The sequence below is a fragment of the Flavobacterium sp. LS1R10 genome (assembly GCF_003968825.1).
Taxonomy (GTDB): Bacteria; Bacteroidota; Bacteroidia; order Flavobacteriales; family Flavobacteriaceae; genus Flavobacterium.
Window position 1 is genome coordinate 1 of the sequence record NZ_RYDH01000003.1, and the last position, 25,515, is coordinate 25,515.

Annotated in this window: 16 protein-coding genes and 1 rRNA gene; 6 read left to right on the forward strand and 11 right to left on the reverse strand. The window is 35.8% G+C overall.

Annotated elements, in window-relative coordinates; translation table 11 throughout:
* Positions 1-166 precede the first annotated feature (166 nt).
* Positions 167-276 (forward strand): 5S ribosomal RNA (gene rrf / locus EKL96_RS07135).
* Between the two features lie 302 nt (positions 277-578).
* Positions 579-2,198, forward strand: a complete 1,620-nt coding sequence (gene pafA, locus EKL96_RS07140) for an alkaline phosphatase PafA (RefSeq protein ID WP_126460157.1) — start codon at positions 579-581, stop codon at positions 2,196-2,198.
* Positions 2,199-2,537: 339 nt separating this feature from the next.
* Here pafA and lysA read toward each other — a convergent pair whose 3' ends face one another.
* The 3 genes from lysA to gltB form a co-directional block, all read right to left on the reverse strand.
* The gene (gene lysA / locus EKL96_RS07145; RefSeq protein ID WP_126460160.1) at positions 2,538-3,755 is read right to left on the reverse strand and encodes a diaminopimelate decarboxylase; all 1,218 of its coding nucleotides are present in this window, start codon (positions 3,753-3,755) and stop codon (positions 2,538-2,540) included.
* Positions 3,756-3,924: 169 nt separating this feature from the next.
* The gene (locus EKL96_RS07150; protein ID WP_126460164.1) at positions 3,925-5,379 is read right to left on the reverse strand and encodes a glutamate synthase subunit beta; all 1,455 of its coding nucleotides are present in this window, start codon (positions 5,377-5,379) and stop codon (positions 3,925-3,927) included.
* A 2-nt stretch (positions 5,380-5,381) separates the two neighbouring features.
* Positions 5,382-9,899 carry a glutamate synthase large subunit gene (gltB, locus tag EKL96_RS07155; RefSeq protein ID WP_126460168.1) on the reverse strand — a complete coding sequence of 1,506 codons (4,518 nt, stop codon included), beginning with the start codon at positions 9,897-9,899 and terminating at the stop codon, positions 5,382-5,384.
* A gap of 406 nt (positions 9,900-10,305) precedes the next feature.
* Here gltB and sucC point away from each other — a divergent pair, with 406 nt between their 5' ends.
* Together sucC and EKL96_RS07165 are read left to right on the forward strand one after the other, a co-directional pair.
* On the forward strand, positions 10,306-11,499 hold the full coding sequence (sucC, locus tag EKL96_RS07160) for an ADP-forming succinate--CoA ligase subunit beta (protein WP_126460171.1): 1,194 nt from the start codon (positions 10,306-10,308) through the stop codon (positions 11,497-11,499).
* Between the two features lie 161 nt (positions 11,500-11,660).
* Positions 11,661-13,229, forward strand: coding sequence for a protein adenylyltransferase SelO (locus tag EKL96_RS07165; protein WP_199739577.1), 1,569 nt, complete (start codon positions 11,661-11,663; stop codon positions 13,227-13,229).
* Between the two features lie 118 nt (positions 13,230-13,347).
* Here EKL96_RS07165 and EKL96_RS07170 read toward each other — a convergent pair whose 3' ends face one another.
* The 5 genes from EKL96_RS07170 to EKL96_RS07190 form a co-directional block, all read right to left on the reverse strand.
* A complete protein-coding gene (locus EKL96_RS07170; protein ID WP_126460178.1) occupies positions 13,348-13,869 on the reverse strand; it encodes a hypothetical protein in 522 nt (173 codons plus the stop codon).
* Positions 13,870-13,974: 105 nt separating this feature from the next.
* A complete protein-coding gene (locus EKL96_RS07175) occupies positions 13,975-14,442 on the reverse strand; it encodes a DUF1456 family protein (RefSeq protein WP_126454659.1) in 468 nt (155 codons plus the stop codon).
* 58 nt (positions 14,443-14,500) lie between these two features.
* Positions 14,501-15,532: an aminotransferase class I/II-fold pyridoxal phosphate-dependent enzyme gene (locus EKL96_RS07180; RefSeq protein WP_126460182.1), complete on the reverse strand. Its 1,032-nt coding sequence runs from the start codon at positions 15,530-15,532 to the stop codon at positions 14,501-14,503.
* A gap of 6 nt (positions 15,533-15,538) precedes the next feature.
* Entirely contained in the window at positions 15,539-16,549 is a 1,011-nt protein-coding gene (locus EKL96_RS07185) for a dipeptide epimerase (RefSeq protein WP_126460184.1), read from the reverse strand.
* Positions 16,550-16,597: 48 nt separating this feature from the next.
* Complete coding sequence (locus EKL96_RS07190; protein WP_126460187.1) at positions 16,598-17,431, reverse strand: alpha/beta hydrolase; 834 nt, start codon at positions 17,429-17,431, stop codon at positions 16,598-16,600.
* 56 nt (positions 17,432-17,487) lie between these two features.
* On the opposite strand from EKL96_RS07190, the gene EKL96_RS07195 reads away from it, so the two are divergent.
* A complete protein-coding gene (locus EKL96_RS07195; protein ID WP_126454617.1) occupies positions 17,488-17,889 on the forward strand; it encodes an excinuclease ABC subunit B in 402 nt (133 codons plus the stop codon).
* On the opposite strand, the gene uvrB is transcribed toward EKL96_RS07195, so the two are convergent.
* The 3 genes from uvrB to rlmF form a co-directional block, all read right to left on the reverse strand.
* Complete coding sequence (gene uvrB / locus EKL96_RS07200; protein ID WP_126460190.1) at positions 17,886-19,877, reverse strand: excinuclease ABC subunit UvrB; 1,992 nt, start codon at positions 19,875-19,877, stop codon at positions 17,886-17,888. The genes EKL96_RS07195 and uvrB overlap by 4 nt on opposite strands.
* 125 nt (positions 19,878-20,002) lie before the next feature.
* The gene (locus EKL96_RS07205) at positions 20,003-23,059 is read right to left on the reverse strand and encodes a TonB-dependent receptor domain-containing protein (RefSeq protein WP_126460193.1); all 3,057 of its coding nucleotides are present in this window, start codon (positions 23,057-23,059) and stop codon (positions 20,003-20,005) included.
* A 215-nt stretch (positions 23,060-23,274) separates the two neighbouring features.
* Positions 23,275-24,261: a 23S rRNA (adenine(1618)-N(6))-methyltransferase RlmF gene (rlmF, locus tag EKL96_RS07210; RefSeq protein ID WP_126460196.1), complete on the reverse strand. Its 987-nt coding sequence runs from the start codon at positions 24,259-24,261 to the stop codon at positions 23,275-23,277.
* A gap of 387 nt (positions 24,262-24,648) precedes the next feature.
* Here rlmF and EKL96_RS07215 point away from each other — a divergent pair, with 387 nt between their 5' ends.
* Positions 24,649-25,512: an alpha/beta fold hydrolase gene (locus tag EKL96_RS07215; RefSeq protein ID WP_126460200.1), complete on the forward strand. Its 864-nt coding sequence runs from the start codon at positions 24,649-24,651 to the stop codon at positions 25,510-25,512.
* The last annotated feature ends 3 nt before the right edge of the window (positions 25,513-25,515 follow it).

Sequence of the window (25,515 nt, forward strand, 5' to 3'; positions counted from 1 at the left end):
CTTTTCCTGCCGAGCAATCGGCAGGAAGAAACTTTCTAATACTTTTTATTTTCTTTATCTCAGTATGTTAAGATATTTGTCCGCCGCGCGGACAGTCCAAAGACGAAAGTCACAAGTCCAAAGGAAACTTTAGACTTTAAGACTTCAGACTTTAGACTAACAACCTTAAGGTGGTTATTGCGGCGGGGCTCACCTCTTCCCATCCCGAACAGAGTAGTTAAGCCCGCCTGCGCAGATGGTACTGCAGTTATGTGGGAGAGTATGTCGTCGCCTTTCTTTATTTGAACCCCAGTCTGAAAAGACTGGGGTTCTTTTGTTTATAGATACCACGTGTTCGCCATGCGGGCTCGGTTCGTCGCCTTTCTTTGTTAATGTCCATTTCTATTATTATGGTGCAGTTTTTTTAACGAGAGTTTTTTAATTAAATTAGTTTTTTAATAGTTTGAGAATTTTATTGATTTGTTTTCATGCTACTAGGATTGTAATGGTTATGTTACCGTTAAATTTATCTGTAGATTTTCCATAGTCAAGTTTTTTCGAAATCAAAAATGTACTTTTGTAACATTAAAATTTTTATTATGAAAAAAATATTTTTGTTTTGTGTCTTTATTCTTATGTCAAATTTGCAAGCGCAACAAAGACCCAAATTAGTAGTTGGTATCGTTGTGGATCAAATGAAAATGGAATATTTATATCGTTTTTCGGATGATTTTTCATCAAATGGATTTAAAAGATTAATGGATAAGGGGTACACTTTTCATAACATGCATTATAATTTTGTACCCACCTATACTGCCCCTGGTCATGCCAGTATTTTTACTGGAGCTACACCATCTACTCATGGCATTGTAGGGAATGATTGGTTTAATAAAGCGACAGGAAAGGATTTGTATTGCACTGACGATGCCTCTGTGAAAACAGTTGGGGATGGTTTAGAAAATGAGGGGGCTATGTCTCCAAAAAACCTTTTAAGCACCACCATCACTGATGAATTAAGAATGGCAACAAATTTTGAAGGCAAAGTAATCGGGTTGAGTATCAAAGATCGTGGTGCCATTTTACCAGCAGGTCACTTTGCCAATTGGGCTTTTTGGTACAGTAAAACAGGAGCCTTTATTTCAAGTACTTTTTATGGTTTAGCATTACCGGATTGGGTTACAGAATTCAATGAAGAAAAACGATATATGAATTATATCAATAGAGGCTGGGATTTATTTAAGCCGGTTGCTACTTATAATGAAAGTCTTGCAGATGATAATCCATATGAAGGAAAATTGGATAAAACTAAAAGACCTGTTTTTCCTTATGATTTGAAAGAAATTTATAAAGAAAAAGGGGCTGATATTTTACGTTCTACTCCTTTTGGCAATGATATTTTAGCTGACTTGGCGATGAAAGCTATAGAAAACGAATCCCTCGGAAAAGATGATATAACAGATTTTTTGACTGTTAGTTTCTCTTCTACTGATTATGTTGGTCACACTTTTGGGCCTCGTTCTATGGAGTTGCAAGATACTTATTTACGTTTAGATGAGACTATTGCTCAGTTTTTAACCTACTTAGATAAAACGGTTGGAAAAGACAATTATTTGCTTTTTTTGACTGCTGATCATGCAGGCGCCGAAAATCCAAATTATTTAAAAGATAATAAATACAATGTAAAAAATATACCTTCTAAAGATATTGTTGCAGCATTGAAAAAGTTTTCTAACGAAAGTTTCGGTGCTGATTTAGTTTTGGATTATTCTAATTTTAATCTGTTTTTTAATACAGAAATTATTAAGAATAAAGGATTGGATATGAATGTTGTAAAACAAAGTTTTAAGACGTTTTTGATGACACAGGAGCAAGTTAAAAGAGTGTATACTGAGGAAGAAATTTTAGCTTCTTCCGGAGATGATTATTTTTTGAGTTTTATTTCTAAGGGATATGATCCGAGACAAAATGGTGAAATTGTGGTGTTAGATAAGGCGGGTTATATGCAGTATCAAGCTACCGGAACTACGCACGGAACACTTAATAGCTATGATACTCATGTACCGTTGCTTTTTTATGGTTGGAAAGTTCCTAAAGGGGAGTTGCATGCTAAAAAGTATATTACGCAAATTGCTCCTACACTTTCACAAATGCTAAAAATTCCTTTTCCAAATGGTACGGAGTCTGAAGTGTTAGACACACTTTTAGATGACGATAAATAAACCTAAGTCGAGTTTAATAATAAAACGCCCGTCTTTACGATAAAGACGGGCGTTTTTTATTTTACAGGATTTTCAGAGTCTTGTTTAGGCTAAAATTTATTTTGTGCATTGCCTTCAAAAGGATTTAGTACAGTTGCGCCAATTGCAAATAAAGAGCCATTCTTGAAAAATTTCCGTCTATTCATTGTTTCTTTTTTTTGTAAGAATTCCAAATGTAAAGAAACTGCTTCACGCAGTATGTTAAGGATTGATTATTTTTTTGGAATGAAACAGGTTTCAAATGGCTATGGGTTTAATAATAAAAAAATCCCATTTGCATGGACAAATGGGATTCCTATTTTAGACTGTCGCTGCTATGGGTAACGGAATCTGGTTTTTAAGTAAATCTTCAAAACTCTCGCGGGCACGGATTAAATGGCCTTCTCCATTTAGCCATAAAACCTCTGCAGGCTTGTATCTGGAGTTGTAATTTGATGCCATTGAGAAGCAGTAGGCTCCGGCGTTTCTAAAACATAAAATATCCCCTTCTTTGATTTCTGAAATCCTTCTGTTGTTTGCAAAAGTATCCGTTTCACAAATGTATCCTACTACGGAGTAAAAACGTTCTTTTCCTTTGGGGTTAGAGATGTTTTCGATATGATGTTGCGATCCGTACAACATTGGTCTGATAAGGTGATTAAAACCACTGTCTATTCCAGCAAAAACAGTCGAAGTGGTTTGTTTTACTACATTAACTTTAGCTAAAAAGAAGCCAGCCTCGCTAACTAAAAATTTGCCGGGCTCAAATATCAAGGTTAATTCTTTTCCATATTCAGTACAAAACGCATTGAATCTTTTGGATAGTTTTTTGCCTAATTCTTCGATGTCCGTTTCGATATCGTCTTTTTTATATGGCACTTTAAATCCACTTCCAAAGTCTAGGAATTCAAGATTTTTGAAGTTTTTAGCCGCATCAAATAATATTTCGGCAGCATATAAAAAGACTTCGATGTCTAAAATATCAGAACCAGTGTGCATGTGAATGCCTACAATATTCATTTTGGTGTTTTCTACAATACGAACAAGGTGTGGCAATTGATGAATCGAGATTCCAAATTTACTATCGATATGTCCTACAGAAATATTCGTATTTCCACCAGCCATTACGTGTGGATTGATTCGAATGCAAACAGGTACGTTAGGATGTTTAGTCCCAAATTGTTCTAATATTGATAAATTATCAATATTTATTTGAACTCCCATCGCGTTTACTTCTTCAATTTCTTCGAGAGAAACTCCGTTTGGAGTATAAAATATTTTTTCGGGTGCATAACCGGCATGAAGGCCTAATAGCACCTCTTGAATAGAAACGGTATCTAGACCAGCTCCCATATCCTTTAATAATTGGAGTATTGCAACATTTGACAATGCTTTCATGGCATAATTGATGCGTAACGTATCTACTTTAGAAAAAGCTTTAGTTAATCTATTGTATTGAGATTGTATTTTTTCGGCATCATAAACGTATATTGGACTGCCAAATTGTTCTGCTAATTGTAGTAAGTCTTTTGATTGCATGGTTATTAATTTTCAGCAAATTTATTACTCTTTATTTAGTCCTACAAGCTAATAACTGAATTCTAACAAATTCTAACAAAAAGTTATAATTTGAACATCTATTGTTGATTTAAAAAAAAATAACCCTTGACAAATTTTTCTGTCAAGGGTTACAAAATGGTAGCAAGAATTATAAGTTGGGTAAATCACCATTTCCTTTGGTAGGTAAATTGGTATACCCCATCAAGTATTTATCAACTTCTCTGGCTGCCTCACGACCTTCAGATATTGCCCATACAATTAAAGATTGTCCTCTTCGCATGTCACCTGCAGTAAATATATGAGGAACATTCGTTTGATAATTTGTTGCTTTATAATTGCTTCTCATATCAGTTTCTAATCCTAATTGATCACTTAATGTTTTTTCAGGACCCGTAAATCCCAGTGCCAATAAAGCTAAATCACATGGCCAAATTTTTTCTGAACCTTCTTTTTCTATCAATTCAGGTCTTTGTCCCGGTGTCATTTTCCAAGCCACTTCAACGGTTTTTAAACCTACAAGTTGGCCGCTTTCATTAGAAATGAATTCTTTGGTATTGATCAACCAGTTTCTATTACACCCTTCTTCATGTGAAGAGGACGTTTTTAATTGCAACGGCCAAAACGGCCAAGGGGTAGTTTCACTTCTTCCAACGGGTGGTTTAGGTAAAATCTCAAAATTAGTCACTGATTTAGCTCCGTGTCTGTTTGATGTTCCCACACAATCAGAACCAGTATCTCCGCCACCTATAACGATCACATCCTTACCGGTAGCCATTATTTGACCTGGAATTACTTCACCATATAGTGATTTAGTTTGTTGTGTCAAGAAAGTCATTGCCTGCACCACTCCTTGACTTTCTATTCCTTTGGTAGGCAAACTTCTTCTTTCTGTGGCGCCACCGCATAATACGATTGAATCAAAAGCGTTCAATTCTTCAACACTATAGTTTACGCCAACATTTATATTCGTTTTAAAAGTGATTCCTTCAGCTTCTAAAACAGTAACACGTCTATCGATAATTCCTTTTTCTAATTTGAAATTTGGAATTCCGTAACGTAGTAATCCACCAATGGCGTTGTCTCTTTCAAAAACGGTAACGGTGTGTCCTGCACGATTTAACTGTTGTGCTGCTGCTAATCCAGCAGGACCGGAGCCAATAACGGCGACTGTTTTTCCTGTTCTAACTTCTGGAGGTTGTGGTTTGATCCAACCTTCAGCAAAACCTCTTTCGATAATATTTTTTTCAATATTTTCAATTGCTACTGGCTCACTTATAATTCCTAAAACACATGACTTTTCACATGGAGCGGGGCATAAACGACCCGTAAATTCAGGAAAATTATTGGTTGATTGTAATATTTTCAAGGCACTTTCCCATTCTTCCTGATGCACCATATCGTTAAAATCAGGAATTAAATTTCCCAACGGACAGGCGCTGTGACAAAATGGAATCCCACAATCCATACACCTGGATCCTTGTTCTTTAATTTTATCTTTTTCTAACTGAATTGTAAACTCATTGTAATTTGATACACGCTCTTTAACTAGTATAGTGCTTTCATCCGTTCTAGTATATTCTTTAAATCCTCCTATCTTTCCCATAACTATAGTGCTAGTAGTTCTTCAATTTGTTTTTCTTCGGCTAATCTTTCTAATGCTTTTTTGTAATCAGTAGGCATCACTTTGACAAAATGGTTGCGTTGGTTTTCCCAATCTTCAAGGATTCTTTTTGCTAAAGGACTATTGGTGTACATAGAATGATTTTTTATCAAATGTTTTAATTTGGTAAAATCTTCTGCAACCAATGTTTCAAATGCGACCATTTCCATATTGCATAAGGTAGCATCGAATTTTTTATTTGGATCAAAAACATACGCAATACCACCGCTCATTCCAGCTGCAAAATTTCGTCCTGTTTTTCCTAATACGATTACAGTTCCTCCAGTCATGTATTCACAACCATGATCTCCAATTCCTTCCACAACAGCTGTTGCTCCAGAATTTCTCACGCAAAAACGTTCTCCAGCCATTCCGTTGATATAGGCTTCGCCGGTGATTGCTCCATAGAGCGCCACGTTACCAATGATAATATTCTCCTCTGGCTTGAATGTGGCAGCGGGTGGGACTTTGATAATTAGTTTTGCACCAGAAAGTCCTTTTCCTAAATAATCATTACAGTTTCCATGTATTTTAAAGGACAAGCCATTAGTTGCAAAAGCACCAAAACTTTGACCTGCTGAACCTGTGAAATCTACCAATATGGTATCATCTGGTAATCCTTGTGCACCATATATTTTTGAAATTTCATTACTCAATATAGCGCCAACGGAACGATCTGTATTTTTAATATCAAATGTAACTCTCGTTTTCTCTTTCCTGTAAATGGATGGAATAGCGGCTTTTATGATGTCAAAGTCAAGCACGTGTTCTAGTGCGTGATCTTGTGTTGTAGTATTGTGGTTTGGAACCTCTTTTGCTTTTTCAGGTTTGTACAAAATAGCCGATAAATCTAATCCGCTGGCTTTATAATGCTTGATGGCTTTATTGACATTTAATTTTTGAGATTGACCCACCATTTCCTTTAAGGTTCTGTATCCAAGTTGCGCCATGATTTCTCTTAACTCCTCAGCAATAAAATACATAAAGTTAATAATATGTTCCGGTGTTCCTTTGAAATTTTTTCTCAGTTCTGGATCTTGTGTCGCAATACCTACGGGGCAGGTGTTCAAGTGACAGGCTCTCATCATAATACAGCCGGATGCGACTAAAGGAGCAGTCGCAAATCCAAATTCTTCAGCTCCAAGTAAAGCTGCAATAGCTACATCACGTCCTGTTTTCAATTGTCCGTCACATTCTAATACGACACGGCTTCTTAAATCATTCAAGATTAAGGTCTGTTGCGCTTCGGCAAGGCCAAGTTCCCATGGAATACCGGTGTGTTGTAGTGAAGTTAATGGTGCAGCTCCAGTTCCTCCATCGTATCCTGAAATCAAAATCACATCGGCTTTTGCTTTGGCAACACCGGCAGCGATCGTTCCAACGCCCACTTCTGAAACTAATTTTACATTAATTCTGGCTTCACGATTGGCATTTTTTAGATCAAAAATTAATTGGGATAAATCTTCAATAGAATAAATATCGTGGTGTGGCGGCGGTGAAATTAATCCAACATAAGGCGTAGAATTTCGTACTTCGGCAATCCAAGGCACTACTTTTTCGCCGGGTAATTGACCACCCTCTCCGGGCTTTGCCCCTTGAGCCATTTTTATTTGAATCTCTTTGGCATTCGTCAAATAGTTGATAGACACTCCAAATCTTCCGGAGGCAACTTGCTTGATAGCACTATTTCTAGAATCTCCATTTAAGTCTTTTTGGAATCGTTTTGGATCTTCTCCACCTTCTCCAGAGTTGCTTTTTCCACCAATTCTATTCATAGCAATTGCTAGATTTTCATGGGCTTCCTGACTGATTGAACCATAGGACATGGCTCCAGTTTTGAATTTTTTTACAATTTCGGTCCAAGGTTCGACTTCATCAATTGAAATAGGATCCAGATTATTGAACTCAAACAAACCTCTAATTGTCATTAGATTTTCACTTTGGTCATTAACCATGTCAGAGTATTCCTTATAACTTTCAGGACTATTTAAACGTACCGCTTGTTGTAATTTAGAAATCGTTGTTGGATTAAACATGTGTTTTTCTCCTGATCTTCTCCATCTGTAAATTCCGCCAATTTCCAGAGGCAGTAAATTACTCACTTTCGAATTTGGAAAAGCTTTCTGGTATCTTTTTTTGATTTCTTTTTCGATTTCCATTAGACCAATTCCTTCAATTCTGGAAGGAGTGTAGGGAAAATATTTAGAAGTGAATGTTTTATTTAATCCCAAAATTTCAAATATCTGTGCTGCTCTGTACGAATGTAGCGTAGAGATACCAATTTTATTCATGATTTTCAGGATCCCTTTTGCAATCGCTTTATTATAGTTTTTAATGGCATAATCTGCTTTAATACCAGTAATAAAACCTTCATTTACCTGGTTGTGAATAATTTCATTCACCATATAAGGATTGATTGCACTGGCACCATAACCAAATAATAAGGCAAAATGATGCGGCTCTCGTGGTTCTGCAGATTCAATGATGATTCCAAACTTAGAACGAGATTTCAGGATGTTCATCGAATGATGAATATAGGAACAAGCCAATAGCATTGGGATTGGAGCCATTTTTTCGCTTACTCCTCTATCCGAAATGATTACAATATTACACCCTTCAGAAACGGCTTTGAAAGTAGCTTGAACTGCTCTTTCTAAAGCGCGTTCTAAACCATTTACTCCTTTTTCGATGTCGTATAAAGTTGTAATTGTTACTGATTTGAAATCAGCATGATCAATATTTTTTACTTTATCCAAATCCTCATTTGAGATTACTGGATTTTGAATTTTTAGTTTCTTACAATGTTTTGGAACAATATCAAATATGTTATAATCTCCCCCAATAGCCAGGCTAATATCAGTAATGATTTCTTCGCGAATCCCATCTAATGGAGGATTGGTAACCTGAGCAAATAACTGTTTGAAATAGTTGTACAAAAGCTGTGGCTGATCTGACAAAACCGCTAACGGAGTATCATTTCCCATAGAACTTAATGCCTCTGCCCCTTGGATTCCCATAGGATTTATGATGGTCTTTAAGTCTTCCAGTGTATATCCAAAGAGTCTTTGTCTGGTCTCAAAATCAATATTTTCTACAGGAATTTGATTATGAGTATACGGTATTTGAGATAATTGTACTAAATTTTCATCCAGCCATTGCTGATAAGGACGTTTTGTGACAATTGCATTTTTGATCTCGTCATCTTCTATAATCCGGCCTTCATTCATGTCCACGAGAAACATTTTTCCGGGTTCTAAACGACCATGTTGCACTACATCTTCGGGTTTAATATCAAGAACACCAATTTCTGAAGACATAATTACGAAACCACTTTTAGTCAATGTATAACGAGAAGGACGCAATCCATTTCTATCTAACAAAGCACCAATAACATTACCATCAGTAAAAGGAATAGAGGCTGGGCCATCCCAAGGTTCCATGATGCAAGCATTGTATTCGTAAAAAGCTTTTTTATCGGCGGACATCGTCTGGTGTTTTTCCCACGCTTCAGGGACAACCATCATCATAGCTTCCGGCAAGGAGCGGCCTGTCATCAATAACAGTTCAATTACCATATCCATTGAAGCAGAATCTGATTTTCCTTCTAAAATGATTGGAAATAATTTTTTGATATCGTCACCAAAAACATCACTTTTCATCAATTCCTCACGAGCACGCATGCGACTAATATTTCCACGTAGTGTATTGATCTCACCATTGTGGCACATGTAACGGAACGGTTGCGCTAATTCCCAAGATGGGAATGTGTTGGTGGAAAAACGTTGATGAACCAAAGCTAATCGGGTTACCAAATCGTCATCTAATAAATCCGTATAATACCTACTGATGTCTTCCGGCATCAATAATCCTTTATAGATGATTGTGGTGGTGGAACAACTGGAAAAATAGAACATGTGGCTTTCTGAAATCCTTGAATTTTGGATCGCATGTTCTGCAATTTTTCTCGCTGCAAATAATTTAGCATTAAATTGTTGTTCCGTTAGGTCTAAGCCTTTTTTACCCACAAACACTTGTTTCACGGTTGGTTCTTTCTCACCGGCAATTCGTCCTAAATTAGTGGCATCAACCGGTACGTTTCTCCATCCTAATATTTCTAAATTTTGATCGCGTATCGAAGTTTCGAAAGTCGTTTTACAAAAAACAACTTGGTTTTTACTTTTGGGCATAAAGACCATTCCTACGGCATATTGTTTTGTCTCGGGGATTTCAAAATCACAAACTTTCTTAAAAAAATCATGAGGGATATCAAATAATATTCCCGCTCCATCTCCCGTTCTGCCATCTGAACTCACCGCACCCCGATGTTCTAATTTGATTAGAATATCCAATGCTTTGTGTATAATATCATTTGATTTGATTCCATTTAGATTACAAATGAATCCTGCTCCGCAATTGTCGTGTTCAAATTCGGGCAAATAAAGGCCTTGTTCTTTAACTTTCATGCTTAATATTTTTTATACAAAATTAAAGATTTAGTAACATATAATAGGTGTAAAAGTTAAAAACGGCTTGTTTTTACAGTTATAGTAGAAAAAGGTTAAATAAAACATAATAATAGGATTTTAACGCATTCGATTTGATTTTTCTACAACGAGAAAACCAAATAGAAGCCGATGAATTGATAGTTTTGAAAGAAATATTTTACTGATCATTTTGCTTTTGAATTTATAACAAATTTGGAGTTAATCTTTATATTTTTTTATTTTGAAAGGAGTTGTAGTTTTGTTTGGACTATTGAAATTTAGACACCATTTAAATCAAAAAAAAAATAACAGTTACGTTTAATTTTGCTATTTTTGTGGCACTTTTATTCTGGAATAAATTCAGAATCCAGACAAATTCTATATTATGAACATACACGAATATCAAGGAAAAGAGATTTTAGCTAGTTACGGGGTTCGCATTCAACGCGGAATCGTTGCTAATAGTCCAGTAGAAGCGGTTGCTGCTGCTAAACAATTAACTACCGAAACTGGTACAAGTTGGTATGTTGTAAAAGCCCAAGTTCATGCAGGTGGACGCGGAAAAGGTGGTGGAGTTAAACTAGCAAAAAACTTACAACAAGTAGAAGAAATTGCAGAACAAATCATCGGGATGCAATTGATTACACCTCAAACTTCTGCGGAAGGTAAGAAAGTACATAAAGTTTTAATCGCTGAAGATGTTTATTATCCTGGTGAAAGTGAAACTTCTGAGTTTTATGTTTCTGTTTTATTGAATAGAGCTACAGGTCGTAACATGATTATGTATTCTACTGAAGGTGGAATGGATATTGAAGAAGTTGCGGAGCACACCCCACATTTAATTTTTACCGAAGAAGTGGATCCTTCTGTTGGACTGCAAGGTTTTCAAGCCAGAAGAATTGCTTTTAACTTAGGTCTTTCTGGAAATGCTTTCAAAGAAATGGTTAAATTCATCGATTCTTTGTACAATGCGTACATAGGTTCTGATGCGTCGATGTTTGAAATCAATCCGGTTTTGAAAACATCTGACAATAAAATTATGGCTGTAGATGCTAAAGTAAATATCGATGATAATGCTTTATACAGACAAAAGAAATATGCTGATATGCGTGACGTTCGTGAGGAAAACCCAATCGAAGTGGAAGCAAAAGAAGTAGGTTTGAACTATGTAGATCTTGACGGTACAGTAGGATGTATGGTGAACGGAGCTGGTTTAGCGATGGCAACTATGGATTTAATTAAATATGCTGGTTTTGAACCTGCTAATTTCCTTGACGTAGGTGGAACTGCTGATGCAAAACGTGTTGAAACTGCTTTCCGTATTATCTTAAAAGATCCAAATGTAAAAGCTATTTTGATTAATATTTTTGGTGGAATCGTTCGTTGTGACCGTGTGGCGCAAGGAGTTGTTGATGCATACAAAAATATGGGAGATGCCATTAAAGTGCCTATCATTGTTCGTTTACAAGGTACCAATGCAGCTATTGCAAAAGAATTAATTGATAATTCAGGAATGCCAATTTTATCTGCTGTTGAATTTCAAGAAGCTGCAGATCAAGTAAAAGCTGCACTTTCTTAATTAGAAAATTGTTATATATTGAAAAATCCTGTTTGCTGCGGCAAACAGGATTTTTTTTGGATTAATTTTTAATTATTTTGACCGAACAAATCATAATAATAATCGAAAGTGCAAAGTTTTCTGGCTTATAACAATTATCTTTGTTTTTAATGTTTTTTAGTATTATGAAACTCCACATAAAAAATAATTTCACTTCTGAATTACCGGCTGACCCCATTGAAATCAATACACCAAGACAGGTTCAGCAATCGGCATATTCGTATGTGTTGCCCAAAAAACCATCCAACCCATCACTAATTCATGCTTCTAATGAAGTGGCTCATGCCATTGGCATTTCTGATGAAGACCTACTTTCAGCTGATTTTTTGCACATTTTTTCAGGAAGCACCGTTTATCCGGAAACAAATCCTTTTGCCTTGTGTTATGCCGGACATCAATTTGGGAATTGGGCCGGACAATTGGGAGATGGTCGCGCCATCAATCTCACCGAAGTTATTCATGAAAATAAGATATATACTTTACAACTAAAAGGAGCAGGTCCAACTCCATATTCCAGAACTGCAGATGGTTTTGCGGTATTGCGTTCTTCCATACGGGAACATTTATGCGCTGAAGCCATGCATTATTTAGGTGTTCCCACAACACGTTCGCTATCGCTTATGCTTTCAGGCGATCAGGTATTGCGCGATGTAATGTATAATGGAAATCCTGCCTATGAAAAAGGCGCTATCGTTTGCAGAGTGGCTCCGTCATTTATCCGTTTTGGTAGTTTCGAAATGTTTGCTTCTCGAGAAGATTATGTTAATCTCAAATTACTGGCTGATTTTACGATCAAACATCATTTTCCTCACATTCAAGGGGAAGGTATCGAAAAATATCTCGCCTTTTTTCAGGAAGTAACCCGAACTACACTTAAAATGATTCTACACTGGCAACGCGTTGGTTTCGTTCATGGCGTTATGAATACTGATAATATGTCTATTCACGGGATCACGATTGATTATGGGCCTTACGGTTGGTTGGAAGATTATAATTCCGGCTGGACACCTAATACAACGGACAGTCAACATAAAAGATACCGTTTTGGCAATCAATCTGAAATTGCACTCTGGAATTTGTATCAATTGGCGAATGCGTTGTATCCTTTAATTCATGAGGCCAAACCACTTGAAACTATTTTGGACGCTTTTAGTACGGAATACGAAAAGGAGTATTTGGATATGATGCGAAATAAACTCGGTTTCCAAATTAAAAAGGAATCCGATATTGTTTTGATTCAGAGTTTGACCCAATTGCTGGAACGGGTAGAAACAGATATGACTATTTTCTTTAGAAATCTGAGTGATGTGACCAAAGCTGATCCTGTAATAACCGCTTTCGGTTCAATAAAAGACGCTTTTTACAATGAAAAGGATTTAAATGAAACGGTCTTGAAAGATTGGTACGATTGGTTGGAGAAATACAGCATTCGAATCAATGAAGAAATACTTTTGGATACAGAAAGAAAAAATCAAATGAATGCCGTGAACCCAAAATATGTATTGCGGAATTATATGGCACAATTGTGTATTGATGACGCGGATAAAGGAGATTATTCGTTGCTAAACGAATTATTCGAAATGCTTAAAAAGCCGTATGATGAACAACCAAATTTTCAAAAGTGGTTTGCCAAAAGACCCGATTGGGCCAGAGATAAAGTGGGGTGTTCTATGTTAAGCTGTAGTTCTTAAAAATGGTTTAAAAAATATTAAATTAGGTATGTCCTGTAGTTGCCAAACTACATCTTTTAAATAAAATTAAATATATTGGTATTCACAAAGCACAGTCATTTAATGTTTTTTTTAAAATCTATTTAACACCAATTACCTCTTGACCTCTTATTAAAATATTATTTTTATTATCTAAATTTTCTTTGGTTTTTCCCAAAATGTTTATAATGTCAAATTTGGTGTCACTTTTTCTTAGATTGTAATGTACTTCTGTATTGGTGACTTCAACCTCCAAAATATAGTTTCGGTCTACTTTGAAAGTATCAGTATTGTCTTTTATTAATGTTCCGTTTACCATATAAATGACATCATTACTTTTGATTTTTGTGAATTCAGATTTAATTTGGTCTAAACCTATAAAATCATATTTCTTAGGGTTTTTAGAAGCAATATAAAGTTGGCCATGATACAAAACAGCATTTATTGTAGTGTCTTTTTTGATTACATTCACAGATTCAATTTCATTTGGGTCAAAATATTCCATCATATTTACAGGCATTAAAATTGAATCAAAAAACATAGCTGCATCTGAATTTTTAGTGTTTTGTCCAAAAAATAATGTTGTAATAAATAATATAGAAAAGGTTAGGAGCTGTTTCATTTTGATGACGTAAATTCATTAAGATGAACTAAATATACAAAAAATCCTGAATTCTCGTTCAGGATTTTATAATTTAATATAGTAGAGGATATAAATCTTTACTACTTATGATTTTTTATTTTTTCCGAAATTAAATTTCACTTTCTCCACTATTTGGACTTTTGAATTTCCTTTTGGATACTGTTTTTTAGAAGTATTTTTTGTAGCAGGTCTTGATTTTGATGGTGCTTCGTCGCCTCTTGATTTTTCTTCGTCTCTTGGTTTTGCCTTAAACTCGGGTCTATCTTTAGCTCCTTCTTTTGCAGGAATTTGAGCTTTGTGCTTGGCTAAAACATCATTTGGGTTTTTTGGATTTTCTTTGGTTCCACGCAAGTGAATAACCAATGCATTTAGAAAATTACGCAACACCTGATCACCACATTCTATGTAATTTTCATGTTTTTCATCGCGGAAAAATGCACCCAATTCGGATTTAGTGATTCTAAAATCTACCAATTCCAATATTTCAACTATTTGATCGTCACGCAGCATTAAAGCGACGCGAAGTTTTTTAAAGATATCGTTGTTTGTCATCATATTCTAATTTTTTACAAAGGTACGGTTTAAAAGCAATTGCAACACAATTTTAGATTTAGAATTGGTTGCAATTCAAAATCTGAATTAGAGTATCTAAATCTTCTTTCCTATGATTGGCAGTAATTACAATTCTATTTAAATTCTGAGTATCTGTCAAGTATTTAAAATTGGTCACTATGATCTTATTTGCAGTCAAAATTTCAGTAAGTCCAATGATTTTCGGATAAATAAGCGGATACTTGGGGTCAAAATGAATGGCTTTGTTTTTAATTAAATGAGCATCTATATACTGAATATTTTCTTTTAGTTTTTGATGCTGTTGCAAATAAATTGCTGCTGCATCAGCCATGGTTTGTACAAATGCGGCATTCATTCCAGCACTGGAAATATAAGTATCACAAGTTTTTATCTGATTAATAAATTCAGAATCACTGGCAATTACGCCTCCTGTCAATCCAAAGGCTTTCCCTAAAGAGGCCACCATGATTTTTCTTTTGATGTTAGGAAGATTTATGGTCGAATAAATTCCGCAACCATTTGTTCCCAAAATTCCAAGCGAATGCGATTCGTCAATAACCAAAGTGATTTCTTTATTGGACGGAATCGAATTTAAAATCGAAAGATCGATTGGTCTTATCTGAAAGGATGGAACAGAATCCGTTAGAATCGTAATTTTTTCAGTTGCGGTATCTAGTAAACGAGGATTTAATTCATTTTCAGTAAAAACAGGTAAGCTGTTAGGAGCTTTGATGGCGGCGTGTGTGCCTGGAAAATGAAAAAAACAATTGGTTTGCGACTCGAGTATTTCAATAACTATTTTCCCTGCCAGCATACCGGATGAAAGAGTAAGTGCAGCATCTGCTTTGATAAAATGGGCTATAAAGCGTTCTCCGTTTTCGTAGGCAGTCAGTTGAATATTGGCACTTCTGGAACTTCCGTACGCCGTTCCCCATTGCAAAATATTTTTGATAATTAAGTTTTGAAATTCGGAATGTGTAGGCAAACCCAAATAAGCTGTTCCGCCAAAATAAAGATATTCTTCATTTTCTACTTCAATTATTCGATCTGGAAATTGATTGACTTTCATTTAAAACTACATTAAAGTTACACCGGTTCCGTTCAAGTCAGAATAGCTTATTTTGCCGAAATCAATGGTAATACCTGTGGCAATATCCTCGGATAATAATAGTGCGCCATCCATATCTACATAATCCAGTTGCGGTAATAAATGCGCAATTGCGGATATTCCAACTGTTGATTCGGTCATGCAGCCCACCATGGTTTTTAACCCTAATTTCTTGGCTTCCTGAATCATTCGTCTTCCGGGAGTTAGTCCGCCACATTTTACTAATTTGACATTTATCCCATGAAAATGATTGTGACATTTGGCTACATCTTCTTCTATAATACAACTTTCGTCGGCTATAATTGGTAAAACAGAATGTTTGAAAACTTCCTTGTGTTCTTCCCAATTGTTTGCCTTCATGGGTTGTTCCAAAAACTCGACACCTAATTTTTTTAGTTCAACGGCATTGTTTATGGTTTCTGCTACACCCCAGCCGCAGTTGGCATCAATTCTAAAAACAGCGTCAGTATGTTTCCTAAGTTCAGTAACAATGGCAATATCTTCCTTTGTACCTAATTTTATTTTATAAATTGGCCAAGGTAATTCTTTCATTTTAGCCACCATTTTTTCTATCGATGCAATTCCTATTGTGTAATCTGTCAATGGATTTTTATCGGTAGTGTAATTCCACAATTGGTACAGTTTTTTTTCTTTTTTACGAGCATACAAATCCGTAAAGGCCATATCCAAAGCGCATAAGGCAAACATATTGTTTTTTAAATACGGATGAATCGCAGCCCAAAATTCTTCAGGGGTTTCATTTGTTGTAGTTTCAATTACAGATCGAATTTTTTCCAAGTCCTGCATCATCACCGGAACAGTTGTCTTGTAGTACGGATTAGAAGTTGCCTCGCCAAAACCTGAATAACCATCACTTTGTAATTCCACAATCAAAGAAGGCTGAAAGTCTATAGATTCTCTCGAAATCGTGAATGTATGTTTCAGTTTAAGGTTGTATGCTCTTAAGATTAGTTCCATAAGGAATGTGATTTTAATGTTTGTTGTGTTTACTTGCAGCAGAATAATTTAGTAACCAAGCCATAAAACAGCTTTTACAAAACCATCACGCCATAATTTTTCATTGTGTTGTCCGCCTTTTACAATTTTCTTTTCATTCAAATTAAGGCAGGAACATCTATTGGAATTCAGTAAATATTCCATTTTATTCAAATCGGTCACCATATCTTCACTTTCATTGTCTCCACATAGAAAATAGATTTTAGACTTTATTTTTTTAGACTTTTCAGTCAGATCATAAATATCTTTGGTAAACCAAAAGGAAGGGGAAAATACTCCCGCTTTTCCAAATATCTCTGGGTATTTTAAAACAGCGTAATACGAAGTAAGACCGCCAAGGGAACTTCCCATGATGATAGTGTTTTTCTTGTCGGTTTTGGTTCTGAACGTTTTATCGATGTGCGGTTTTAAGGTTTTTACGATAAATTCTAAATAACGGTCTGCTTTTCCTCCTCCATATTTCTCGTTTTTAAAAGGCGTCAGTTCATCAATGCGTTTTTCATTTCCATGTTCAACTCCTATAACAATAACGGGTGCTTTTAGGCTATCCAATTTTTCGTCTATATTCCATTCACCTGAATAAGAAGTTGTAGCGTCAAATAAATTTTGAGCATCATGGATGTAAATTACGGATAATTTTCTTTTGGATGTGGCATAATTTTGGGGTAAATACACCCAAATTTTCTTTGTCGATTGAAGCTGTGGAGCCTCGATAGTAAAAGTGGAAACTTGTTTTGATGCCGTACGCTGCTTCGAAGTTCTAACTGAAGGTCTTGGCTCTTGAGCGTTGATTTCTGGTATCAAAAAAAGGATAAACAGCAATAATAGGTATCGTTGAATCATTAGTTCGTTTTGTAATTCAATTTAAAAACAATATTTTAGCTAAAAATAATAATTTGATGGATACATTCGAAGAAAAGAGAAGTTTACTTTTGGAGATGATTGCTTTTTCTACAGTTGATGGTCATTTACACAAGAAAGAATATGATTTTTTGTTTATTGTAGCCAATGAATTGAATATAGAAAAAGGAGGTTTCAATGATTTGTTTCATTTAGAATTGCCACAGTTGCCCATTAAATCCGAATTTCAGCGGATACAGCAATTTTATAGATTGGCTTTACTGATGCATAGCGACGGAATTTTGCACAAGAAAGAAGCTGTTAACATCCAACAAATAGCAATTGAAATGGGACTTAATCCTGCTGCAACAAAACGAATTCTGAAGCTGATGGATGAAGCGCCAAACGCAATTATTAATTCTGAAGTCTTATTGACTGTTTTTCAAGAGCAACATAATTAAGTTAATTGTTGCTGCAATCTCTTGATGTCATCCCGTAATTTTGCCGCCTGCATAAAGTCCAGATCTTTTGCGGCTTTTTCCATCGATTTCCGTTTTTCCCGGATAAGTTTCTCGATTTCCGTTTTTGATAGATATGTAGTTTCCGGTTCTGCTGCGGCATTCAAAGTGAGACCCAATTCATAGTCTACCAAAGGATTTTTGGTAAATGCACTTTCTATTTTTTTGTTTAATGCCTGTGGTGTCTGATTGTTTTCAGTGTTATAATTGATTTGTTTGGTTCTGCGATAATTTGTTTCATCAATGGTTTTTTGCATGCTGGCGGTTATTTTATCCGCATACATAATTGCTTTACCGTTCAGGTTTCTTGCTGCGCGACCAATTGTTTGCGTAAGTGAGCGGTGACTTCGTAAAAAACCTTCTTTGTCTGCATCTAAAATGGCCACCAAAGAAACTTCCGGTAAATCCAGACCTTCACGAAGTAAATTGACACCAATTAATACATCAAAAATTCCTTTTCGTAAATCTTGCATGATTTCTATTCGTTCCAAAGTGTCGACTTCAGAATGAATATAGCGACAGCGAATATTGACTTTCGTTAAATATTTTGCGAGTTCTTCTGCCATTCTTTTGGTTAAAGTTGTCACTAAAACGCGTTCGTCAATTTCTGCCCGAACCTGAATTTCTTCGATTAAATCATCAATCTGGTTTAAACTTGGTCGGATTTCGATAATGGGATCCAATAATCCTGTCGGACGAATTACCTGTTCCACAACGACACCTTCCGTTTTTTGCAATTCATAATCAGCAGGTGTTGCTGAAACATAAATTACCTGATTTTGCATGGCTTCAAATTCTTCAAACTTCAAAGGGCGATTGTCCATTGCTGCAGGAAGTCGGAAACCATATTCCACTAAGTTCTCTTTTCGGCTTCTATCCCCGCCATACATAGCACTGACTTGTGAAAGTGTTACGTGACTTTCATCAACAACCATTAAGAAGTCACTTGGAAAATAATCCAGCAGGCAAAAAGGTCTTGTTCCAGGTAAACGACCATCCAGATAACGAGAATAATTTTCAATTCCGGAGCAATAACCCAGTTCCCGAATCATTTCCAAATCAAAATTGGTACGTTCTTCCAGTCGTTTAGCTTCCAGATGTTTTCCAATTTCCTTAAAATAATCGACTTGTTTTACTAAATCCTGTTGGATTTCCCAAATCGCACCTTGTAAAACATCCGGTGAAGTCACGAACATATTGGCCGGATAAATCGTCAGTTTATCAAATTTTTCAAGTACTTGAGAGTTCTTGGTGTCAAAACTTTCGATTTCCTCGATTTCATCACCAAAGAAATGGATTCGGTAGGCTTCGTCAGCATAACTAGGATACACATCAACGGTGTCTCCTTTTATTCTAAAACTTCCAGGATTAAAGTCGGCTTCCGTTCTGGAATATAAACTTTGCACCAGTTGATGTAATAATTTGGTGCGGGAAATAATTTGTCCTTTCTCAATTGGTATCAAGTTTTTCTGAAATTCGACAGGATTTCCAATACCGTACAAACACGAAACGGAGGCCACAACTAAAATGTCTCTTCGTCCAGAAAGCAAGGATGCAGTGGTTGACATTCGCATTTTTTCCAGTTCTTCATTGATGGATAAATCCTTTTCGATGAAAACGCCGGTTACAGGCATAAAAGCTTCGGGTTGGTAATAATCGTAATAGGAAACGAAATATTCCACGGCATTGTTCGGGAAGAATTGCTTGAATTCCGAGTATAATTGTGCCGCCAACGTTTTGTTGTGTGCCAAAACCAAAGTGGGTCTTTGTACTTCCTGAATTACATTGGCTACCGTAAATGTTTTTCCGGATCCGGTAACACCCAATAAAGTTTGGAATTTATCACCATCAATAATCCCCTGAACTAATTTGTCAATCGCTTGTGGTTGGTCGCCTTTGGGCTGGTAATCGGATACTACTTGAAAATTCATTGGTGTTAAGTGGCAAAGTTTTAGAGCTGTAAAGATACAAGTTTGGATTCTTTTTTTTACCAAAGGATGAGCCAAAAAAAAACCATTCGCGTGGGCGAATGGTTTTTAGTGTAAAACAGGGAGTTCTAGAAACTCAAGCTTAATCGAGCGAAAAGAAATCTTCCGTTTTGACCAAATTGAGAGGTGTTTCTTGAATATGCAAATTGATTTGCATTTGACAAGTCAATTGTTGTTGCATTGGCAGCATAAGTTACATTGCCATTTGTGTCAACACCATTTGCTCTTTTTGCAGTTTGTGTACCAAGATTTACATCAGGATAGATATCAAAAATATTGTTAGCCCCAATTACAACTTTTGTAGTTTCCGTAATTTTGAAACCAACAGATAAATCAGTGATTATTTTTGCGCCCCAGATTGGATGCTCAATTTCGACTGCTAGACCATTTATTATTGCTCCTTCAACTCTTCCATCTCCATTTACATCAGCCGTATTTGGATCAGTAACCTGGCCGAAGTAAACATTTCTCAAAAAGAAATCGAATTTTTTATAAGTAAAGGAGTTGGTTAAATTTCCTTTAACTCTTGGAATGGCTTCTTCTAGATAGACTCTGCTCATTTCAGAAAAATAGCGGTTGATTTGACCATTAGCAACTAAAGTAGGTGAACCTTTAATCGCGCCCACTTGTCTTGTTTGAGAAAAAGTAGTAGCTAAATCAGATTTGATTACTATAGCTCCTAAATTTAGCTTATGTGTTATAATGATATCAATTCCTTTAGACTCTGTACTAATAGCATTGGCAAAAAAGGTTGCCGCATTTGCTCCAGCGAGATCAAATTGTAATTGAAGCTCTCTCTGTGGCGTTCCGTCAGCAAACGTTCCCGATGGACGAGAAAATTGATCCGTCAAAGTTACTCTGTCATCTATTCTTACAATATAAGCATCGGCAGTCAAAGTAATGTTTCCTTCTGGAATCTTAGCGGTAAAACCAATACTGGCACTTTTAGATTCTTCTTGTTTCAATTGTGGGATTCCAAGGGCTTGTGCTGCCGGGGAATCATTACTAAATGTGCTTACTTCAAATGGTACACCACCAACAAATTGAGTCGCTGTAGCATTAAAATTGATTTGATGTAAAGAAGGAGCGCGAAAACCTGTGGAAACAGCACCACGCAAATTAATGTTGTCTGTTAGTTTATAACGACTGGCAACTTTAAAATTAGTAGTGTTTCCGAAATCAGAATAGTTTTCAAAACGAACGGCTCCGTTCAATAACCATTTTTCTGTAACATCATATTCAAGATCTCCATAAATAGCGGTACTGTTACGACCTTTGTCAATAGCATTTGTTGGCCTGAAACCCGGAAATACTTGGGAGCCATTCCCTCTAATAGATCCAAAGAAATCAGTTACGATCAGATTAGCGGGGGTTACTCCTGGTAAAGCGACATCACCATTTATATCATATAAATTATATGATTCTGGTTGTCCTGCACTAATACTATAGTTTTCATTTCGGTATTCAGCTCCAAAAGCAACGTTCAAATCACCAAATTTTCGGTTCATGTCGAAATTGGTTGTGTTTTGGCTAAAGGCTAATCCACCAGCGTCAAATTCAGTAGGAGAGTTTTCTCTCATGGAAGAATTGACGGTATTTTCAACGCCATAATCAAATGCATTTCTTCCAAAAGTATTGCTTAAGTCAAAATTCCAATTTTCGAAAATTATACCTCTAAGACCCGCTGCTGCTGAGATATCGTTGATTGTTGAATGTATTTCTGGTAAAAAACCATTTGGATACAAACCGGTATACGATCTAGATTGATTTGGTCTTCTGTAAAAACCGGCGGCTTCACCAGTTCTGTTGCTGTTTCCTCCAAAAGCATACAATTCTAATTTATCAGTTAAAGGATAGGCAGCATTTACAAAGAATTGTGAGCTTTGAAGTGATGATTGACCTACTCGCATATTAAAATCATTTCGTACTAAACCTCTAGCACCAAGTTCCTCCGAAGTTACGTCAACTCCTAATAAAGCTCTCATCCCGGATAAATTTCCATTCGATGCGGCAGTTTGAATAGCAGTTTTTGTTGTTGCATCAAAATAACTTACTTGTTGCGCATACGTATTAATTGTGTTCAGCAAACCGTTATAAAAACCAGGGGTAGTGTTTAACGTATTCGCATACAAACTATTAATGTTAATACCTGCTATTCTAGCTCTTTCTTCAACAGCATTGTATCGGTTAAATAAATTTCCTTTAACTTCTTTAGCACGACTTGTTTGACCTCGCAATTGAGCACTTGCCGTAATATTAATGAAACTTTTTTCCTTTCCTAAATTTGTTCCGTAGTTCAAGTCAATTTGAATGTTGTTTCCATCATTTCCACCGGTATGGTCGTTAGCATTTTTAGAAAAATGACTTCCTCCAAAAAGGTTTATTTCTAATTTTTTAGTATCTTTTTTCATGTTGATGTTGATTACACCAGCAATAGCATCTGAGCCATATTGAGCTGAAGCTCCATCTCTTAATACCTCAATTTTTTCGATAGCAAAAGCGGGAATGGAATTCAAGTCGGTACCTACAGCTCCTCTACCAGGTGATCCATTAATATTTACCAAAGAAGAAGTGTGTCTTCTTTTTCCGTTTATTAAAACCAATACTTGGTCTGGTCCTAAACCTCTTAATTGTGCAGGGTCAATGTGATCCGTTCCATCAGCTACAGTGGTTGTATTTGAGGTAAATGATGGCGCAACCATATTTAAAATCTGATTCAAATTCGTTTGAGCACCTTGTGAAGCGATCTCTTTCATAGAAATAACATCAATAGGTACTGCAGATTCCGTTACGGTTCTTGTAGGATTACGGGAGCCCATTATAACTATATTTTGTAATGTTTCGCCACTTCCCGTTAAAGTAATGTTTAGTGTACTTCCTGTGATTTTAACTGATTTTGTTTCTAAACCTACATAGGAGAATTGTAAAATATCTCCAATTTTTGCAGTAATGGTGTATTTACCATCTATATCTGAAGTAGTGCCCTTTGCAATTCCTTTGATCATAATGGTTGTTCCAGGTAAGGTGGCGTTGGAGTCGTCAGTAACAACACCGGAGACTCTAATTTCTTGGGCAGTTATTACTGCTGAAAAAATTAAAGTTAGAATAAAGAAAAGTTTTTTCATTTTTGGTAATTTAATGTTAGAACCGTAAAAATACTACTTAAATGGCGTTAATTAGAATAAAAACAATCAAGATATTTGTTAAATGGCAAATAATTATTATTTACATTTTTTTTTATGAAAAAACTAGTTTGAGTTCTTCTTATTGAACATGTACTATTTTTATTGATAAAGATCTTTCATTTCTAACCAGAATGAGGAGTAATTAGGCTGATTTTTTAAAATTTCCAAGCTTTTTGTTGTGCTTCACTGAGGAAAGTCCAAGCAATAATTCGGCTAGTTTTTTGGCCTTGAGCCATATCGATGGTTTTAATTTCGACCACACTTACTTTGTTTAATGTTTTGTAAAGACTGGAAAGATTCTCTTTTTTAGATACCAAAGTTGTAAACCACAAGCACTGCATCGGATATTTTGCACTTTCGTAAATCATCTGGGTTACAAAACCTAATTCACCGCCTTCACACCACAATTCTGCATTGTGACCACCAAAATTTAAAACAGGTTTAGCGTCACTTCGTTCGGCTGTACCTCGGGTTGTAGTTTTAGCATTTTCTAAATTGTTGATTTTTCGAATCGTGCTTTTCGTGGCTTCATCTTGCGAGGCATGAAAAGGTGGGTTACAAATGGTAAACGTAAATTTGTCTTCGGGAGTGATTATATTTTTAAAAATAAAGCGCGATTCCGTTTGTTGTTGTAAGCTGATAGCGTCAATCAATTTTGGATTTTCTTCAATAATGGCACTGCAATTTTCAATTGCTTTTAAATCGGTATCTGTACCTACAAAACTCCATCCGTACGCTGAATTACCAATTATAGGATAAATGCAATTCGCACCTACGCCTATATCTAAGCCTTGAACGGTTTCTCCTTCAGGAATGATTCCGTTGTTGCTTGAAGCTAATAAATCTGCTATATAATGGATGTAATCCGCTCTTCCGGGAATGGGCGGACAAAGATAATTTTTAGGAATATCCCAGTTTTGAATGTCGTAATGGGACAACAATAATGCTTTGTTAAGCGACTTTACCGCATCGGGATTACTAAAATCAATTGTTTCTTCCAAAGCGTCTGGATTGTGCTTATTGGCGGAAACAAAAGGCTTTAATTCAGGGGATTTTTGAATTAGTTCCTCAAAATCATATCCAAATCTATCCAGATTTCTGGGATGTAAATTAGTCTTTTCGGTAATCGTTTTCGCTTTCATTTTTTTTATTTCGATGCAAATATAGGCATAACTATTTTGTAAAAGTACAAAGACGACTTTGACTCATTAAACAGATGAAAAAATGAACCACATAGAAACATAGAATTTAATTTAATTTTTGATTTAAATCTGTTCCGAACAGTCAAAATTTAGGTGACATAGAAAAAAAGCCAATGCTTTTTTTTCTATTGTGAACTCTTATCACTGTCAAAATTTATTTTTACAGGAATAAACACTATGTTTCTATGTGGTTTAAACTTCAATTTGTTTTAATGCGTTTGATCTGACTATGACCCATTAAACAGATCGAAAATAAATCATAAAATTAGAATATTGCCGTTTTTTAGAACCATAAAAACGGTTACTTTTATAAAACACACAAATAGTATGACTTTTATACCCGCTACTTTTCATTTCAAAAAGAGATACATAGTTTACAGTTTAATTTTTTTGTATATCGTAATGTGTCAGTCTTGTATGACGATGCGATTTTCGAATAAAGAGACATCAAAATTTTTTGCTCCATCAAAAATAGAATTTCAGGATAAAACAATTGCTTTTGAAGGCTATAAAATACATTATGTAGAAACGGGTAATGCGCAAAATCCGACATTGTTTTTTGTACACGGTTCGCCCGGAAGCTGGAATGCCTTCAAAGAATATCTTAAAGATACTTTATTGCTGAAAAAATACCGAATGATTGCGATTGATCGACCGGGTTTTGGATACAGTGATTTTGGTGATGCTCAAAATTTAAGGGAGCAATCTCAAAGAATATCTGAGTTTATAAAAAAAACCGATAATAAAAAGCCGCTAATTTTGGTTGGGCATTCTGTAGGCGGACCAGTTGTGGCTCAATTGGCTGCGGATAATCCTTCTTGGTACAAAAGATTGGTGATACTGGCAGGATCATTGGACCCGAAAGCTGAAAACCCAGAGAAATGGAGAACGGTTATCAAGGCAAAGCCTTTGCGGTATTTGATTCCCGGAGCATTGCGTCCTTCTAATGATGAGTTGTGGTGGCTGAAACAGGATTTGGTAGCTTTAGAGCCAGAACTAAAAAAAATTACTTGTGCGGTTACGATTATTCATGGAACAAAAGATGTTTTGGTGCCGTACAGCAATGTTGCCTTTATGCAAAAAAAGTTTACCAATGCTAAATCAATCGATGCAATAACGATCAAAAAAGCGAATCATTTTATTCCTTGGAGTTACTATGAAATTATAAGAAATATATTGTTAAAAATGTAATAA

Excerpts from the sequence above, each read along its gene's own strand:
- pafA (WP_126460157.1), top strand. The coding sequence starts at position 579 with ATGAAAAAAATATTTTTGTTTTGTGTCTTTATTCTTATGTCAAATTTG.
- lysA (WP_126460160.1), bottom strand. The coding sequence starts at position 3,755 with ATGCAATCAAAAGACTTACTACAATTAGCAGAACAATTTGGCAGTCCA.
- EKL96_RS07150 (WP_126460164.1), bottom strand. The coding sequence starts at position 5,379 with ATGGGAAAGATAGGAGGATTTAAAGAATATACTAGAACGGATGAAAGC.
- gltB (WP_126460168.1), bottom strand. The coding sequence starts at position 9,899 with ATGAAAGTTAAAGAACAAGGCCTTTATTTGCCCGAATTTGAACACGAC.
- sucC (WP_126460171.1), top strand. The coding sequence starts at position 10,306 with ATGAACATACACGAATATCAAGGAAAAGAGATTTTAGCTAGTTACGGG.
- EKL96_RS07170 (WP_126460178.1), bottom strand. The coding sequence starts at position 13,869 with ATGAAACAGCTCCTAACCTTTTCTATATTATTTATTACAACATTATTT.
- EKL96_RS07175 (WP_126454659.1), bottom strand. The coding sequence starts at position 14,442 with ATGACAAACAACGATATCTTTAAAAAACTTCGCGTCGCTTTAATGCTG.
- EKL96_RS07180 (WP_126460182.1), bottom strand. The coding sequence starts at position 15,532 with ATGAAAGTCAATCAATTTCCAGATCGAATAATTGAAGTAGAAAATGAA.
- EKL96_RS07185 (WP_126460184.1), bottom strand. The coding sequence starts at position 16,549 with ATGGAACTAATCTTAAGAGCATACAACCTTAAACTGAAACATACATTC.
- EKL96_RS07190 (WP_126460187.1), bottom strand. The coding sequence starts at position 17,431 with ATGATTCAACGATACCTATTATTGCTGTTTATCCTTTTTTTGATACCA.
- EKL96_RS07195 (WP_126454617.1), top strand. The coding sequence starts at position 17,488 with ATGGATACATTCGAAGAAAAGAGAAGTTTACTTTTGGAGATGATTGCT.
- uvrB (WP_126460190.1), bottom strand. The coding sequence starts at position 19,877 with ATGAATTTTCAAGTAGTATCCGATTACCAGCCCAAAGGCGACCAACCA.
- EKL96_RS07205 (WP_126460193.1), bottom strand. The coding sequence starts at position 23,059 with ATGAAAAAACTTTTCTTTATTCTAACTTTAATTTTTTCAGCAGTAATA.
- rlmF (WP_126460196.1), bottom strand. The coding sequence starts at position 24,261 with ATGAAAGCGAAAACGATTACCGAAAAGACTAATTTACATCCCAGAAAT.
- EKL96_RS07215 (WP_126460200.1), top strand. The coding sequence starts at position 24,649 with ATGACTTTTATACCCGCTACTTTTCATTTCAAAAAGAGATACATAGTT.